At 72.1% G+C, this 14,152-nt stretch carries 16 protein-coding genes and 1 tRNA gene; 12 read left to right on the top strand and 5 right to left on the bottom strand.

Annotated features, from left to right (window positions below):
* The first annotated feature begins 58 nt into the window (after window positions 1-58).
* Entirely contained in the window at window positions 59-664 is a 606-nt protein-coding gene (locus RM555_RS24250) for an NUDIX hydrolase (RefSeq protein ID WP_311413955.1), read from the top strand.
* Between the two features lie 64 nt (window positions 665-728).
* Here RM555_RS24250 and RM555_RS24255 read toward each other — a convergent pair whose 3' ends face one another.
* Complete coding sequence (locus RM555_RS24255) at window positions 729-1,070, bottom strand: TM2 domain-containing protein (RefSeq protein ID WP_311413956.1); 342 nt, start codon at window positions 1,068-1,070, stop codon at window positions 729-731.
* 226 nt (window positions 1,071-1,296) lie between these two features.
* Between RM555_RS24255 and ald the strand changes: the two genes are divergently transcribed.
* The 11 genes from ald (at window position 1,297) to RM555_RS24310 (ending at window position 11,938) form a co-directional block, all read left to right on the top strand.
* Complete coding sequence (gene ald / locus RM555_RS24260) at window positions 1,297-2,412, top strand: alanine dehydrogenase (protein ID WP_132234416.1); 1,116 nt, start codon at window positions 1,297-1,299, stop codon at window positions 2,410-2,412.
* Between the two features lie 11 nt (window positions 2,413-2,423).
* Window positions 2,424-3,416 (top strand): site-specific tyrosine recombinase XerD, encoded by a 993-nt coding sequence (locus RM555_RS24265; protein WP_311413957.1) that lies wholly within the window; start codon window positions 2,424-2,426, stop codon window positions 3,414-3,416.
* Window positions 3,417-3,840: 424 nt separating this feature from the next.
* Entirely contained in the window at window positions 3,841-4,764 is a 924-nt protein-coding gene (locus RM555_RS24270) for a ParA family protein (RefSeq protein ID WP_121397670.1), read from the top strand.
* 53 nt (window positions 4,765-4,817) lie between these two features.
* Window positions 4,818-5,951: a segregation and condensation protein A gene (locus RM555_RS24275; RefSeq protein ID WP_396888837.1), complete on the top strand. Its 1,134-nt coding sequence runs from the start codon at window positions 4,818-4,820 to the stop codon at window positions 5,949-5,951.
* A complete protein-coding gene (scpB, locus tag RM555_RS24280) occupies window positions 5,948-6,919 on the top strand; it encodes an SMC-Scp complex subunit ScpB (protein WP_311413895.1) in 972 nt (323 codons plus the stop codon). The genes RM555_RS24275 and scpB overlap by 4 nt, the downstream gene beginning before the upstream one ends.
* Entirely contained in the window at window positions 6,906-7,676 is a 771-nt protein-coding gene (locus RM555_RS24285) for a pseudouridine synthase (protein WP_121397673.1), read from the top strand. The genes scpB and RM555_RS24285 overlap by 14 nt, the downstream gene beginning before the upstream one ends.
* Before the next feature lie 157 nt (window positions 7,677-7,833).
* Entirely contained in the window at window positions 7,834-8,514 is a 681-nt protein-coding gene (gene cmk, locus RM555_RS24290) for a (d)CMP kinase (protein WP_311413896.1), read from the top strand.
* Window positions 8,511-9,914: a ribosome biogenesis GTPase Der gene (gene der / locus RM555_RS24295; RefSeq protein ID WP_132234404.1), complete on the top strand. Its 1,404-nt coding sequence runs from the start codon at window positions 8,511-8,513 to the stop codon at window positions 9,912-9,914. Before cmk ends, der begins: the two co-directional genes overlap by 4 nt.
* A 196-nt stretch (window positions 9,915-10,110) precedes the next feature.
* Window positions 10,111-10,184: transfer RNA gene (locus RM555_RS24300), tRNA-Pro, on the top strand.
* A gap of 119 nt (window positions 10,185-10,303) precedes the next feature.
* On the top strand, window positions 10,304-11,452 hold the full coding sequence (locus RM555_RS24305; RefSeq protein ID WP_311413897.1) for a tyrosine-type recombinase/integrase: 1,149 nt from the start codon (window positions 10,304-10,306) through the stop codon (window positions 11,450-11,452).
* Between the two features lie 240 nt (window positions 11,453-11,692).
* A complete protein-coding gene (locus tag RM555_RS24310) occupies window positions 11,693-11,938 on the top strand; it encodes a helix-turn-helix domain-containing protein (RefSeq protein WP_311413898.1) in 246 nt (81 codons plus the stop codon).
* A 195-nt stretch (window positions 11,939-12,133) separates the two neighbouring features.
* On the opposite strand, the gene RM555_RS24315 is transcribed toward RM555_RS24310, so the two are convergent.
* From RM555_RS24315 to RM555_RS24330, 4 genes are all read right to left on the bottom strand, one after another.
* Window positions 12,134-12,787, bottom strand: a complete 654-nt coding sequence (locus tag RM555_RS24315; RefSeq protein ID WP_311413899.1) for a nucleotidyl transferase AbiEii/AbiGii toxin family protein — start codon at window positions 12,785-12,787, stop codon at window positions 12,134-12,136.
* Window positions 12,787-13,137, bottom strand: coding sequence for a hypothetical protein (locus RM555_RS24320; RefSeq protein WP_151453107.1), 351 nt, complete (start codon window positions 13,135-13,137; stop codon window positions 12,787-12,789). The genes RM555_RS24315 and RM555_RS24320 overlap by 1 nt, the downstream gene beginning before the upstream one ends.
* 307 nt (window positions 13,138-13,444) lie before the next feature.
* Window positions 13,445-13,615 carry a hypothetical protein gene (locus tag RM555_RS24325; protein ID WP_311413900.1) on the bottom strand — a complete coding sequence of 57 codons (171 nt, stop codon included), beginning with the start codon at window positions 13,613-13,615 and terminating at the stop codon, window positions 13,445-13,447.
* A 145-nt stretch (window positions 13,616-13,760) separates the two neighbouring features.
* Window positions 13,761-14,075, bottom strand: a complete 315-nt coding sequence (locus tag RM555_RS24330) for a hypothetical protein (protein WP_311413901.1) — start codon at window positions 14,073-14,075, stop codon at window positions 13,761-13,763.
* Window positions 14,076-14,152: the final 77 nt, after the last annotated feature.

The raw sequence follows: 14,152 nt of genomic DNA on the forward strand, positions 1-14,152 counted from the left end.
CTGGCACGCGAAGCGGGGCGGCGGCGTGAGCGAGCGGGGCACCGGGCACGACAGCGGCGTGAGCGCCGTCGAGCACCGCTACGAGGTGCGCTCCCGCACCGAGCGCTACCGGGGCCGGATCTTCGACGTGGTCAGCGAGGAGGTGACCATGCCGGGCGGCGGGACGGGCGTGCGCGACTTCGTCCGGCACGTCGGCGCGGTCGCCGTGGTGGCGCTCGACTCCGCCGGCCAGGTGGTGCTGATCCGCCAGTACCGGCACCCGGTGGGGCGGCACCTGTGGGAGTTGCCGGCCGGGCTGACCGACGTCTCCGGCGAGGACCTGGCCGCCGCCGCGGTCCGGGAGCTCGCCGAGGAGGTCGACCTCACCGCCGGGCGGATCGACGTCCTGGTGGACCTGCACAGCTCGCCGGGCTTCACCAACGAGCTGGTCCGGGTCTTCCTGGCCCGGGACCTGGCCGACGTGCCGGCGGAGCAGCGGCACGAGCGCCGCGAGGAGGAGGCCGACCTCCAGGTCGTCCGCATCGACCTGGACGAGGCGGTCCGCATGGTCCTCGCGGGCGAGATCACCAACGCCTCCTGCGTGACCGGGCTGCTCGCCGCCGCCCGGGCCCGCGACACCGGCTGGTCGGCGCTGCGCCGGGCCGACGCGCCCCTGCCGGGCTGAGTCGGGAATAACGTGAAGGGGCCGTGCGGTACGTCCGCACGGCCCCTTTCGTCGTTCCGGGTCGTCAGTCGCGCAGCGGCCGGCCCTGCCCGTCGACGCCACCGTTGATCAGGATCAGGACGCCGTCGACGAGGCCCCAGATGCCGCCGATGCCGCACGTCACGAGGGACACGATGAGCTGGATGACGCCGGTCTTGGTGTCGCCCATGTAGAAGCGGCCGACGCCGAAGGTGCCCAGCACGATCTGCAGGACGCCCGCGACGACCTTGCTCTTGTCGGAGACACCCGACGGGTACCCGGGCTGGTTGGGGAAGCCGGGCTGGTAAGGAGGTGTGGTCATGAGGCGACACCCTAGTGATCCACTGGTCTCCTGTCCGCAGCGGCACCCGAAGAGTGGGACGATAATGGATGAACACTGTCCTGACGGCTGAGGTGCGGGTCCCACCGCCGGCCCGGTTCACGCCTGACACATCGTCAGCGGGTGCGGGCACCGGATGTCACTGTGCTGCCTCATCGGGGGCGGCGACGCGCCTAGACTGCCGCCGGCGGGACCGGTGGACCGCGGCGGCAAAGGGGCCGTCGTGGCACCGCGCAGTCGGGGGAGCGCAGCCCCGAAGAGAGGTGTCTGCATCGTGAAGGTCGGAATCCCACGCGAGGTCAAGAACCACGAGTACCGCGTGGCGATCACGCCGGCGGGCGTCAACGAGTTCGTCCGCAGCGGTCACCAGGTCTTCGTCGAGTCCGGCGCCGGCGTCGGGTCCAGCATCGGCGACGACGAGTTCGCCGCCGCCGGTGCCAAGATCCTGGCCACCGCCGACGAGGTGTGGGAGACCGCCGAGCTGGTGCTCAAGGTCAAGGAGCCGATCGCCGAGGAGTACCACCGGATGCGCGAGGGGCAGGTGCTCTTCACCTACCTGCACCTGGCCGCCTCGAAGGCGTGCACCGACGCGCTGGTCGACCGCAAGGTCACCGGCATCGCGTACGAGACCGTCGAGCTGCCCGACCGGTCGCTGCCGCTGCTCGCCCCGATGTCCGAGGTGGCCGGTCGCCTCGCCCCGCAGGTGGGCGCCTACCACCTCCAGCGGCAGGGCGGCGGGCGCGGCATCCTGATGGGCGGCGTCTCCGGCGTGTACGCCGCGAAGACGGTGGTCATCGGCGCCGGCGTCTCCGGCATGAACGCCGCCGCGATCGCGCTCGGCCTGCAGGCCGAGGTGCTGCTGCTCGACAAGAACGTCGCCCGGCTGCGCCAGGCCGACGCCATCTACCGGGGCCACCTGCAGACGGTCGCCTCCAACGCGTACGAGATCGAGCGCGCCGTGCTGGACGCGGACCTCGTCATCGGCGCGGTGCTGGTGCCCGGCGCGAAGGCCCCGACCCTGATCTCCAACGAGCTGGTCTCCCGGATGAAGCCGGGCAGCGTGCTCGTCGACATCTCCATCGACCAGGGTGGCTGCTTCGAGGACTCGCGTCCCACCACCCACGCCGAGCCGACCTACCAGGTGCACGACTCGATCTTCTACTGCGTGGCGAACATGCCGGGCGCGGTGCCGCACACCAGCACCTACGCGCTGACCAACGTCACCCTGCCGTACGCGCTGGAGCTGGCCAACCACGGCTGGCGCGAGGCGCTGCGTCGCGACCCGGCGCTGGCGCTGGGCCTGAACACCCACGACGGGCAGGTCACCTACGGCCCGGTCGCCGAGGCCCACGGCATGGCGCCCCTCGCGCTGGCCGACGCGCTGGCCTGAGAGGTGGCGGGCTGACCGGCACACCGGACGGGGCCGGCGCGGGCGTGGAGCCCGCGCCGGCCCTGCGTCGTGCCGTCCGCGGCTACCTCGACCACCTCACCGTCGAACGGGGACTGTCGGCGAACACGCTCACGTCGTACCGGCGGGACCTGGAGCGCTACCTGGCCACCCTGGCGGCGGCCGGCGTGCCGGACCTGGCCGCCGTCGGCCCGGGGCAGGTCGAGGCGCACCTGGCCCGGCTGCGCGCCGGCGACGGGGAGCATCCGCCGCTCGCGGTGGCCTCGGCCGCGCGGGCGGCCAGCGCGGTACGCGGGCTGCACCGCTTCGCGCTGCGCGAGGGACTGGCCGGGGCCGACCCGAGCCGGGACGTCCGCCCGCCCACGCCGCCGCGCCGGCTGCCCCGCGCGCTGCCGGCCGACGCCGTGGTGCGGCTGCTGGAGACCGCCGGGTCGCTGACCGCCGCCGGCGACCAGGCGCCGCTCGCGCTGCGCGACCGGGCGCTGCTGGAGTTCCTGTACGGCACCGGGGCGCGGATCTCCGAGGCGGTCGGCGCCGCCGTGGACGACCTGGACGTGGACGAGGGCACCGTGCTGCTGCGCGGCAAGGGCGGCCGCACCCGGCTCGTCCCGGTCGGGGGGTACGCCGTCGAGGCGGTGCGGGCCTGGCTGGTGCGGGCCCGTCCCGGGCTCGCCGCCGCCGGCCGGGGCACCCCGGCGGTCTTCCTCAACGCCCGCGGCGGCGCGTTGACCCGGCAGGGCGCGTGGACCATCCTGCGTCGCGCCGCCCAGCGGGCCGGGCTGCCGGTGGACGGCCCGGAGGCGGTCTCCCCGCACACCCTGCGCCACTCCTACGCCACCCATCTGCTCGACGGCGGCGCGGACGTACGGGTGGTGCAGGAGCTGCTCGGCCACGCCTCGGTGACCACCACCCAGGTCTACACCCTGGTCACGGTCGAGCGGCTGCGCGAGGTGTACGCCACCGCCCATCCCCGGGCGCGGGGCTGACCCCGCCCGGCTCTGGCCCCGGCCCCGCCCGGCTCTGGCCCCGGCCCCGCCCGGCTCTGGCCCCGGCCCCGCCCGGCTCCGGCCCCCGGCTCGGCCCTCGGCCCCGGCTCCGGCCGCCGCTCGGCCCCGGCCCAGGCGCGGGACCGACCGCCGGGCGGCCGCCAGGGGTGATCGCCGCCGGCCGGCAGGTGCGGCGCGACGGTGTCCGGGGCGGCGCGCGCAGGACGCCGCCGGTGGCTGGCCTGGTCGGCGGGGCGGCGACACGCCGAGCGGGTGCGACCGGGCCGCCGGGCGGTGGCGTACAGTCGGCATCGGCGCGGACCTCCTGGGGCGATGGTGATGCAGCCCGGGGTGCGCAGCGGCGCCGCGAATGACGTCGGACGGCTCCGACGCCGGGTGGTCGTCGGGAGGGGGCAACGAGCACATGGCTGGCAACGGTGACCGTGCCGAGACCTGGACGTCGGAGCTCCGCGAGCAGCAGGCCACGCTCGGGGCGGATCTCGGTCCGGCGGATCCGGCGGCATACACGATGCGTAAGCCGATTCCCGAGCCGATGCCGACCGACCGGCACGGCCCGGCCCGGATCATCGCGATGGCCAACCAGAAGGGTGGTGTGGGCAAGACCACCACGACCATCAACCTGGGCGCCGCACTGGCCGAGTACGGCCGCAAGGTGCTGCTTGTCGACTTCGACCCGCAGGGCGCCCTCTCGGTCGGGCTGGGGGTCAACCCGCACAACCTCGACCTGTCGGTCTACAACCTGCTCATGCAGGACGACGTCACCGCCGAGGACGTCCTGATCAAGACCGACGTCGCGGGGCTGCACCTGCTGCCGGCCAACATCGACCTCTCCGCGGCCGAGATCCAGCTGGTCAACGAGGTCGCCCGGGAGATGGCCCTGGCCCGCGTGCTCCGGTCGGTCCGCAAGGAGTACGACTACATCCTGATCGACTGCCAGCCCTCGCTGGGCCTGCTGGCGATCAACGCGCTGACCGTGGCGCACGGCGTGCTCATCCCGCTGGAGTGCGAGTTCTTCAGCCTGCGCGGGGTGGCCCTGCTGCTGGACACCATCGACAAGGTGCGCGAGCGGCTCAACTTCGACCTGGAGCTCGAGGGCATCCTCGCCACCATGTACGACAGCCGCACCACCCACTGCCGGCAGGTGCTCCAGCGGGTGGTGGAGGCCTTCGGCGACAAGGTCTACCAGACGGTGATCACCAAGACCGTCAAGTTCCCCGAGTCCACCGTCGCCGGCGCCCCGATCACCACGCTCGACCCGGCCTCGTCCGGCGCCCGCAACTACCGCCAACTGGCCCGCGAGGTGATCGCCGCCCAGGCCGAGCGGTAGGCTGGCGTGCACCTTCGCGCCGAGCCGGCCGGGGCGTGGACTACGGTCTTCCGGTGACCGCGCCACCCCTCGACCCTCCGACGACGCCGGAGCAGCCGCCCGTACGGGCCGCCGAGGCCGTCGCCGAGGTGCCGACGGATCCGGCCGGCGTGCCGGGGGCGGCGGCGGAGAGCGGCGGGTTCACCGTCCGGCTGGCGAACTTCACCGGCCCGTTCGACCTGCTGCTCCAGTTGATCGGCAAGCACAAGCTCGACGTGACCGAGGTGGCGCTGCACCGGGTCACCGACGAGTTCATCGCGTACATCCGCGCGATGGGCGACCAGTGGGACCTGGACGAGGCCAGCGAGTTCCTGCTCATCGCCGCGACGCTGCTCGACCTGAAGGCGGCCCGGCTGCTGCCCGCCGCCGAGGTCGAGGACGAGGAGGACCTCGCCCTGCTGGAGGCGCGGGACCTGCTCTTCGCCCGGCTGTTGCAGTACAAGGCGTACAAGGAGGCGGCGGCGCACATCGCCGCGCTGGAGGAGGTCGGCGGCCGGCGCTACCCGCGCGCGGTCACCCTTGAGGCCCGGTACGCGGACGCGCTGCCCGACCTGGTGCTCGGCATCGGCCCGGAGCGGCTGCTGAAGCTGGCGATCAGGGCGATGACGCCGAAGCCGGTGCCCGAGGTCTCCATCGCCCACGTGCACATGGTCCGGGTCAGCGTCCGGGAGCACGCGGGCATCCTCACCGAGCGGCTGCGCCGGGCCGGCACGGCCACCTTCTCGCTGCTCTGCGCCGACTGCGAGGCCACCCTGGAGGTGGTGGCCCGGTTCCTGGCCCTGCTGGAGCTCTACCGGGAGGGCCTGGTCGCCTTCGTCCAGGAGCAGGCCCTGGAGGAGCTGACCGTACGCTGGACCGGTCCCGCCGACGGCGGCCCAGACCTGCACGTCGACGAATACGGCGGCACCCCGCCCGAGTCGGCGGGCTCCGGCCCGCTGCCGGCCGCGTCGGGCGAGCGGCGGCCGGCCTCGGACGGCACGGCGGACGAGACCGACTCAGGCGCGGACGCCGGTTCGGTGGCCGAGGCCGGATCGGCAGAGGCTGACAGCGGATCGACGCCGGGTGCGGCGGCGGTGGAGGGCGGGACGTCGCCGGGTGTGGCGGCGGACGGGAGCGGGGCGGCGACACCGGAGGAGCGAGCGGGATGAGCAACGACGAGCGTCGGGACTCCCTGGCCGACCAGGCCGCCGCCTGGGTGCCGCCCTGGCAGCGCCCCACGGCCCCCGCCGCGGCCCCCGAAACCGGAGATCCTGGTACTTCCGCGCCCCCTGAGGGGCCCGAACCTACCAAGATCTCCGAGGACTCCGACGCCGCGCGGGAGGCGGGTGCGGGGGCGGGCTTCGAGGATTCCGACGCCGCGCCCGGAGCGGAGGTGGGCTCCGGCGCGGCGACCGCCAACGGGGATCAGCCCAGGGAGCCGGCAGGGCCTGAAGAGCCGGCATCGGCGGTCGGGTCGGCGGGGGAGAGCGGGGCTGCGGTCGGGCCGGTGGGAAGGGGGCCGGCGGGGGGCGTACCCGCGAAGGGGCCGGCGGGGCGGCGGCGGGCAGTGCCCGAGCCAGCGCCGGAACTCGACGACGCGGAGCTGCGTGGGGCGCTGGAGGCGATCCTGCTGGTGGTGGACGAGCCGGTCAGCGAGCTGGTCCTCGCCCAGGTGCTGGAGCAGCCCGCCGAGCGGATCGGGCCGGTGCTGGACGAGATCGCCGCGGGCTACACGGCCGCCGGACACGGCTTCGAGCTGCGCCGGGCCGCGGGTGGCTGGCGTCTCTACACCCGCCCGGAATACGCCACCTACGTGGAACGGTTCGTACTGGACGGGCAGTCCGTGCGGCTGACCCAGGCCGCGCTGGAGACACTGGCCGTGGTCGCCTACAAGCAGCCCGTGACCCGGTCGCGGATCTCCGCCATCCGGGGTGTCAACTGCGACGGGGTGATCCGTACCCTGGTCTCCCGCGGGTTGGTCGAGGAGTGCGGCACCGAACCGGACAGCGGGGCGTTCCTCTACCGGACCACCACGATGTTCCTGGAGAAGCTCGGGCTGAACAGCGTCGACGACCTCCCGCCGCTGGCCCCGTTCCTTCCCGACGACGTAGAAGAGCTTGCCGATGCCACGCGATGACCGCACGCCCCGCCCCGACGCGCCCGCCTTCGAGGGGGCCGAGCGCCTGCAGAAGGTGCTGGCCGCCGCCGGCGTGGGTTCCCGGCGCGCCTGCGAGGACCTGATCTTCCGTCGCCGGGTCACCGTCGACGGCCGGGTCGCCCAACTCGGCGACAAGGTCGACCCCGCCACCGCCGTGATCCACGTCGACGGCGAGCGCCTCGTCGCCGACACCCGACTGGTCTACCTGGCCATGAACAAGCCCCGCGGGGTCGTCTCCACGATGGCCGACGAGAAGGGCCGCACGGCGCTCGCCGACTTCCTCGGCAACCGGGTGGAGCAGCGGGTCTACCACGTCGGGCGGCTCGACGCCGACAGCGAGGGCCTGCTGCTGCTCACCAACGACGGGACGCTCGCGCACAAGCTGATGCACCCGTCGTACGGGGTGCAGAAGACGTACCTGTGCGAGGTGTCCGGGCCGATCCCGCGCAACCTCGGCAAGCGGCTGATGGCCGGCGTGGAGCTCGAGGACGGGCCGGCGAAGGTCGACTCCTTCCGGGTGGTGGACACGCTGGGACGGACCGCCCAGGTGGAGCTGAGCCTGCACGAGGGACGCAAGCACATCGTCCGCCGCCTGCTCGGTGAGGCGGGCCATCCGGTGAGCCGGCTGGTGCGTACCGCGATCGGGCCGATCCGGTTGGGCGACCTGCGCGCCGGGCGGACGCGGCGGCTGACCAACGCGGAGGTCGCCGCCCTGTTCAAGGCCGTGGGTGACTGACCCCCGAGTTCGGGGTACGGCTGCCGGTAGGCTCCCTGGCGGCCCGGCGCGGGCGGCGCCCACCGGGCGGCGCGACGCCGGGCATCATTGAGAACGTTTGGACAACCGCTCGCGACACATCCGGTGTTTCGTGAGGTACGGGCTGAGGAGGACGACGGTGGAGGAAAACGAACGGGCCGGGCGATGTGTGGTCGCTGTGGACGGACCGTCCGGTTCGGGTAAGTCCACCGTCTCCCGGCGGCTCGCCGTCGGCCTCGGTGCCCGCTATCTCGACACCGGCGCCATGTACCGCGCCATCACCTGGGCGGTGCTGCGCTCGGGGGTCGACCTGACCGACGCCGAGTCGGTGGCCAAGGTCGCCGGCGAGGTGGACCTGCGCATCGGCACCGACCCGCAGGGGTACGGCGTGACCGCCGACGGCGTGAACGTCGACGCCGAGATCCGCGGGCCGGAGGTGACCGGGGCGGTCTCCGCCGTGGCCGCCGTGCCGGCGGTGCGCGCGCTGCTGGTCACCCGGCAGCAGGAGATGATCACCAATGCCGGCCGGATCGTGGTCGAGGGCCGCGACATCGGGTCCGTGGTGGCCCCGGACGCCGACCTGAAGGTCTACCTCACCGCCTCCGAGGCGGCCCGGGCCGCCCGACGCAGCGCCGAGGACGCCACCGACGTGGCGGCGACGGCGGCCGACCTGGCCCGCCGGGACCGGCTCGACTCGACGCGCAAGGCCGACCCGCTGACCCAGGCCGCCGACGCCGTGGTGCTGGACACCACCGAGTTGGGCATCGACGAGGTCGTCGGGCGCCTGCGCGGCCTGCTGACCGATCGGGGAGTGGCATGACCGACACCGACGGCTGGATCGAGCTGCGGGAACCGGACGTCGACACCGAGGAGCCGACCGGTCCGCAGCCGGTCGTGGCCGTGGTCGGCCGCCCCAACGTGGGCAAGTCGACCCTGGTCAACCGGATCATCGGCCGCCGTCAGGCGGTCGTCGAGGACGTCCCCGGGGTCACCCGGGACCGGGTGCCGTACGACGCGCAGTGGGCCGGCCGGCAGTTCACCGTGGTGGACACCGGCGGCTGGGAGCCCGACGCCAAGGACCGGGCCGCCGCGATCGCGGCGCAGGCCGAGACGGCGGTCGTCACGGCCGACGTGGTGCTGTTCGTGGTCGACGCGATGGTCGGCTCGACGGACGTGGACGAGGCGGCCGTACGGATGCTGCGCCGCAGCGCCAAGCCGGTGATCCTGGTCGCGAACAAGGCCGACAACACCGCCATCGAGATGGAGGCCACGTCGCTGTGGTCGCTGGGCCTGGGTGAGCCGTACCCGGTGTCGGCGCTGCACGGACGTGGTTCCGGCGACCTGCTCGACGCCATCATGGCCGCGCTGCCGGAGGCCCCGAAGATCGTCGAGAACCGCCCGCGCGGCCCGCGCCGGGTGGCCCTCGTCGGCCGGCCGAACGTCGGCAAGTCCAGCCTGCTGAACCGCTTCTCGGGCGAGGAGCGGGCGGTCGTCGACTCGGTCGCCGGCACCACCGTGGACCCGGTCGACAGCCTGGTCGAGATCGGCGGGGAGACCTGGCAGCTCGTCGACACGGCGGGCCTGCGCAAGCGGGTCGGCAAGGCCAGCGGCACCGAGTACTACGCCAGCCTGCGGACCGCCGGGGCGATCGAGGCCGCCGAGGTCGCCGTGGTGCTGCTGGACTCCAGCGAGCCCATCAGCGAGCAGGACCAGCGGATCCTGTCCATGGTCACCGAGGCCGGCCGGGCGCTGGTGATCGCCTTCAACAAGTGGGACCTGGTCGACGCCGACCGCCGGTACTACCTGGACAAGGAGATCGAGCGCGAGCTGCGCCGCATCCCGTGGGCGATCCGGCTCAACCTGTCGGCGCAGACCGGCCGGGCGGTCGACAAGCTCGCGCCGGCGCTGCGCAAGGCCCTGGCCAGCTGGGAGACCCGCGTACCGACCGCGCAGCTCAACTCGTGGCTGACCGCGCTGGTGCAGGCGACCCCGCACCCGGTGCGGGGCGGTCGGGCGCCGAAGATCCTCTTCGCCACCCAGGCGGGCGTGGCGCCGCCGCGCTTCGTGCTGTTCACCACGGCTCCGCTGGACGCCGGCTACCAGCGGTTCGTCGAGCGCAAGCTGCGCGAGGAGTTCGGCTACGAGGGCAGCCCGATCGAGATCTCCGTACGCCCCCGCAAGAAGCTCGGCCCCGGCGGCCGGGGCAAGGCGCACGGCTGACCCGTCCGATCTGAAGCCGGGTGGGAGCATGCTCCCACCCGGCTCTTTCGCTGCCATCAACTTCCCTATCCTCCTAGGACGCGTAGGGGATGTGTGCGGGACGACGCGTTCCGGCACGGGAGGGGCCAGTGCGGACGGCGCGAAGATCCTGCGCTAAGCTGAACCGGCTGTCGCGGGGAGATCCGCGCGAGAGCATCGGGACGTGGCGCAGCTTGGTAGCGCACTTGACTGGGGGTCAAGGGGTCGTCGGTTCGAATCCGGCCGTCCCGACTGGTATTCACCAGCGGATATAGAAGATCATGTGTGATCTTGCGGTAACGCTGACGGTAACGGAGATCGCTTAACGTGGGTTGCATCCCCCGATCTCGTTACCGCGGAGGTGCAGCCCCGTGGCTGTCTACAGCTACCGCCTCGCCAACGGCCAGACCCGCTGGTTCTTCATCATCGACCTCCCGCCGGATGCAAACGGCCGGCGCCGGCAGCACAAGCGGCAAGGCTTCCCCAATCAGGCCGCTGCCCTGAAGGCGGAGGACGAGGCACGCGCCGCCTACGGCGGAGCAGACCTCGGCGCGGACGGCAGCGTCGCCGCGGAGCTGGAGAGCTGGCTCAACGAGCGCGAGCTGGACGTCCAGGAGACGACGCTCAGCAACTACCGGGACGTCATCCGCTGCTACGTGGTTCCGCATATCGGTGGGCGGCAGCTCTACGCCCTCGATAAGCGGGTGATCCACGACCTCTACAAGAAGCTGCTGAAGAGTGGCGGCAAGAATGGTGGGCCGCTGTCGCCGACCACTGTCCGCATCGTGCACCGGATCCTGAGCAAGGCGCTGGGCGACCTCGGAGTCAACGTCGAGGGTGTACGGCAGCCTCGGCAGGCCGAGCGGGAGACGATGGGGCGCAAGGGCGTCTGGACGCCGGCGCAGTCGGCGAAGTTCCTCAAGCACCACGCCGACCACCGACTGCGTGCCGCGTGGGTGCTGGCGATCGTCGTCGGTGCCAGGCGTGGGGAGCTGGCTGGTCTCAAGTGGCCGCGCGTCGATCTCGACCGGGGAGTGCTGCTGCTGCACTGGCAACGCACCACGACCAGCAACGGAGTGGTGGAGAAGGCACCCAAGGGCAAGAGCAAGCGGGCGGTAGCGCTCGGGCCGGCCCTGGTTGCGGAACTGCGTGCCCACCGGGAGCGCCAGGTCCTGGAGAAGGCAGACGCTGGCGTCCTGTACCACGACGGTGGTTACCTGTTCTGCCGCGAGGACGGGGAGCCGTACTACCCGAAGTACTTCACCGACCAGTGGGCGAAGGCGTGCGCGGATGCGGGGGTGCCCGTGATCGCGTTGCACGATGCGCGGCACACCTCCGCTACCACCGGCGCTGACGCCGGTGTTCCCGAGCACGTGATGCAGCGGCGGCTTGGTCACGCTGACAGCCGGACGACGCGTGAGGTCTACACCCACGTGCTGCCGGAGAGCGAGCGCAAGGCCGCGGAGCTCATGGAGGCAGTACTCGGCGACGCAGCGACCTGGTCGCCGCGGAATAGCTAGACCGAAGACGCTGGGTCACGCCCGACTGGCAGTACTTCTGGCTGCCGAGGTTTCCGGTGAGGGAGCCCGATGTCCAGACCGTCAGCTCGGGCATCGGCACGGTAGCCAGCGGCTGTGGCCGTTGCCGTTACCCGTGGCGGTTGCTCTCACTCGGCAACGCGCCGAGTAACCGGATGATCGCATCGTGAGGGCTGACGCCGGTATCGGCGTGCTCACGACCTCAGGGGAGGGCGGCGGACGATGTCAACGACCACAACTGGCGGACGCAAGCCGAGCCAGGCGCTGGACCAGGTCTGGACGATCGCGGCGGTGCGGGAGCTCGGCGTCACCACCGACGTGGAGACCGCTGGAGCGATCCTGGGAATCGGGCGTACCAAGGCCTACGAGCTGGCCAAGACCAACGAATTCCCGGTACGCCTTCTGCGCGTCGGCCGGCGGTACCTCGTGCCCGTACCGGCGATCCTCAAGCTGCTTGCCATCGAGTAGCCGCCCTGCCGCCAGCCAGGCTCAGAGCCTGAGACAGGGAATCCCGGGACCGACCGGGCTGGTGCGCCGACAAACAAAAGGACCGACGGCGCGCACGGTGTGAGCCGGCGCGCCGTCGGTCAGCCGTGTGAGTCGTTACGGTCCAGAGCGCTGGGACAGCGCCAATGAACTCCTGCAGCTCGGTGCGCCGATCGATCAGCGGGGCCAGGCTGCAAAGCGTCGCCGTAGCTGTACCACGTCGGCGCGAGTGAGCTGGTACGGCACGAATGCCTCGTCGGGCATCCTGTCCAGGCGCCGACCCACCACTGGAACGTCCTCTGCCTCAAGTCCGGGGTCAACGCGGCGGGCCATGGCCAGCAGCTGGGCCGGTGTGTACTGGTTAAGCACTGCGGCCACATCGACGTAGTCACGCTCGCGGGCGCGTCCCACGAGCGCGGTGACTTTCCAGGCGAGCAGGTCGGCCAGGTCCATGACCGGGCCGACATCCATCACCACCGGAGCATGGAGTCGCGCCTGACAGGACAGGCTCAGCCGGACCACCTTGTTGCCCCGTTGGATCTCCCATTCCGTCATGTGGTCGTCAATGCCATAGATCATTGCCGACAGCTCGCTGTCGTCGGCGACCCGTGTTACCTGGAAACCAGCTTCGAGCAGTGCCGTCTCCACGGCCTCGGTCGCTGGGGCGACTCCGTCGGCGCGGTCGGTGAAGGCGTCGACGTCCTCGGTCGGCCGGTCGACGACTCCGTGCAGGAGCAAGGCCAGTCCACCGCCGAGGGCAAGTCCGTGCTGCTTGGCTACGGAGAGCGCGACCCGCGCGACCTCGACGTGCTCTGGGTCAGGGTGAGGCATCAGGCTGCGGCCGAGATCTGGCGCAGCACCGCATGCCGGTCCTCCCACGCGTGGCGCACACCCCGCGGCAGGTAGAGGTCGTTCCATACCCGGATCAGGGTCGGACCGTCGAGCCAGGCGCAGAGTTCATCAACCCGCACCGCTTCGGTCAGCACGACCTCGTACAGGGCGTTGCGCGCCCATTCCTGGTCCAGGTTGACGCTGCGGTCTGGCCGCCAGAGCAGCCGGTGTGGCAGCTCCACGACACCGCTGGTCGGTCCGTGCAGGGCGGCAAGATCGTCTACGACCACGGCGGAACGGCCCGGCCGGGCCAGATACCGCCGGGCCGAACGAGTCGAAGTGGCGCCCATGCGTCGAGGGTAGCGCCTCGAACGGGTAAAGGCGTGATGCTGCCAATGCCAACCGGAACGCCGTCAACGGCGGTCGGTCATTGGCTCCGCCTCGGCTCGTCGGCATCGTGACCGCCGCCACGGCACCGACTCGCTAATCATGGCCGCGCAGCCTCTGCCATAGGGACAGCGAGGGGCCGGTCAGCCGCGCTGCTGTCGTGGCACGATCAACCCTCAGCGCTGCCCGTCGACGCCACGGAGCCTGCGGGCGGCGGTGAACAGGAAGAACTGATCCTTGAGCACCCCCGGATCCGTGTTGAGACGGCTTTCAACCGAGTGGCAGCGGTGCGACCGGACCAACCGTCGTGAACTGGGCGTGCTCGTACCGGGTGGCGGAGAGCAGCAGCCACTCGTCGCAGCCCTGCCATGGGTAGACGTTGGCGGCTCCGCCACGTACGGTCCGGGGCCCGTCACCGGTCCGTGGCCGCGCGTCTGCCAACCCGCGGATCCACACGTCGGCGCAGAGCTCGTTCGCCGATCCCACCGCCGCCAGCCCGAACGCGTTCTCCCCGGCGGCCGTCCGCGTCTCGTCGCCAAAGTCGTCGAGCAGATAGTCCTCGCCGGGTTCCCGTCACCGCGGAAGGTCAGCGTGGTGGTACCGGCCCGAGCCTCGTATCCCACTGCGCCTCGCTGGGCAGCCGGAACGGCAACAGCTTGAGCAGGTCGTCTTCGAGCCGCGCCGTGCAAGTGTCCGCCTGGGCGTACGGGTCCTCGTGCTCGGGCAGCCAATACCGGACCTGCGCCACTGTCAGCGGGTGCCGGGCGATCAGGAACGGCTCGACCCCCACCTCGCGTATCGGCTGTGCGTCCCCGGCGCCAGCGACGGACGGCTCGACGGTGTCCTCGACCTCGCCGCTGCGCTTGATGGCGCGTACCGCGTCCAGCTCCGCGTGGGCCAACCACCACCCCGCCGGGTGCCCTCGACCGCGCCCGGTCGAGATTGGCGGCCAATGGCCATATCTTGCTCCCTGTCGCG

This window comes from Micromonospora reichwaldensis, assembly GCF_031845925.1.
In the GTDB taxonomy this organism is placed as follows: Bacteria; Actinomycetota; Actinomycetes; order Mycobacteriales; family Micromonosporaceae; genus Micromonospora; species Micromonospora reichwaldensis.

What these genes read in the sequence shown, in the direction of transcription:
- RM555_RS24270 (WP_121397670.1), top strand. Translation starts at nt 3,841, where the DNA reads ATGGCTGGCAACGGTGACCGTGCCGAGACCTGGACGTCGGAGCTCCGC.
- scpB (WP_311413895.1), top strand. Translation starts at nt 5,948, where the DNA reads ATGAGCAACGACGAGCGTCGGGACTCCCTGGCCGACCAGGCCGCCGCC.
- RM555_RS24285 (WP_121397673.1), top strand. Translation starts at nt 6,906, where the DNA reads ATGCCACGCGATGACCGCACGCCCCGCCCCGACGCGCCCGCCTTCGAG.
- der (WP_132234404.1), top strand. Translation starts at nt 8,511, where the DNA reads ATGACCGACACCGACGGCTGGATCGAGCTGCGGGAACCGGACGTCGAC.
- RM555_RS24310 (WP_311413898.1), top strand. Translation starts at nt 11,693, where the DNA reads ATGTCAACGACCACAACTGGCGGACGCAAGCCGAGCCAGGCGCTGGAC.
- RM555_RS24315 (WP_311413899.1), bottom strand. Translation starts at nt 12,787, where the DNA reads ATGCCTCACCCTGACCCAGAGCACGTCGAGGTCGCGCGGGTCGCGCTC.
- RM555_RS24320 (WP_151453107.1), bottom strand. Translation starts at nt 13,137, where the DNA reads ATGGGCGCCACTTCGACTCGTTCGGCCCGGCGGTATCTGGCCCGGCCG.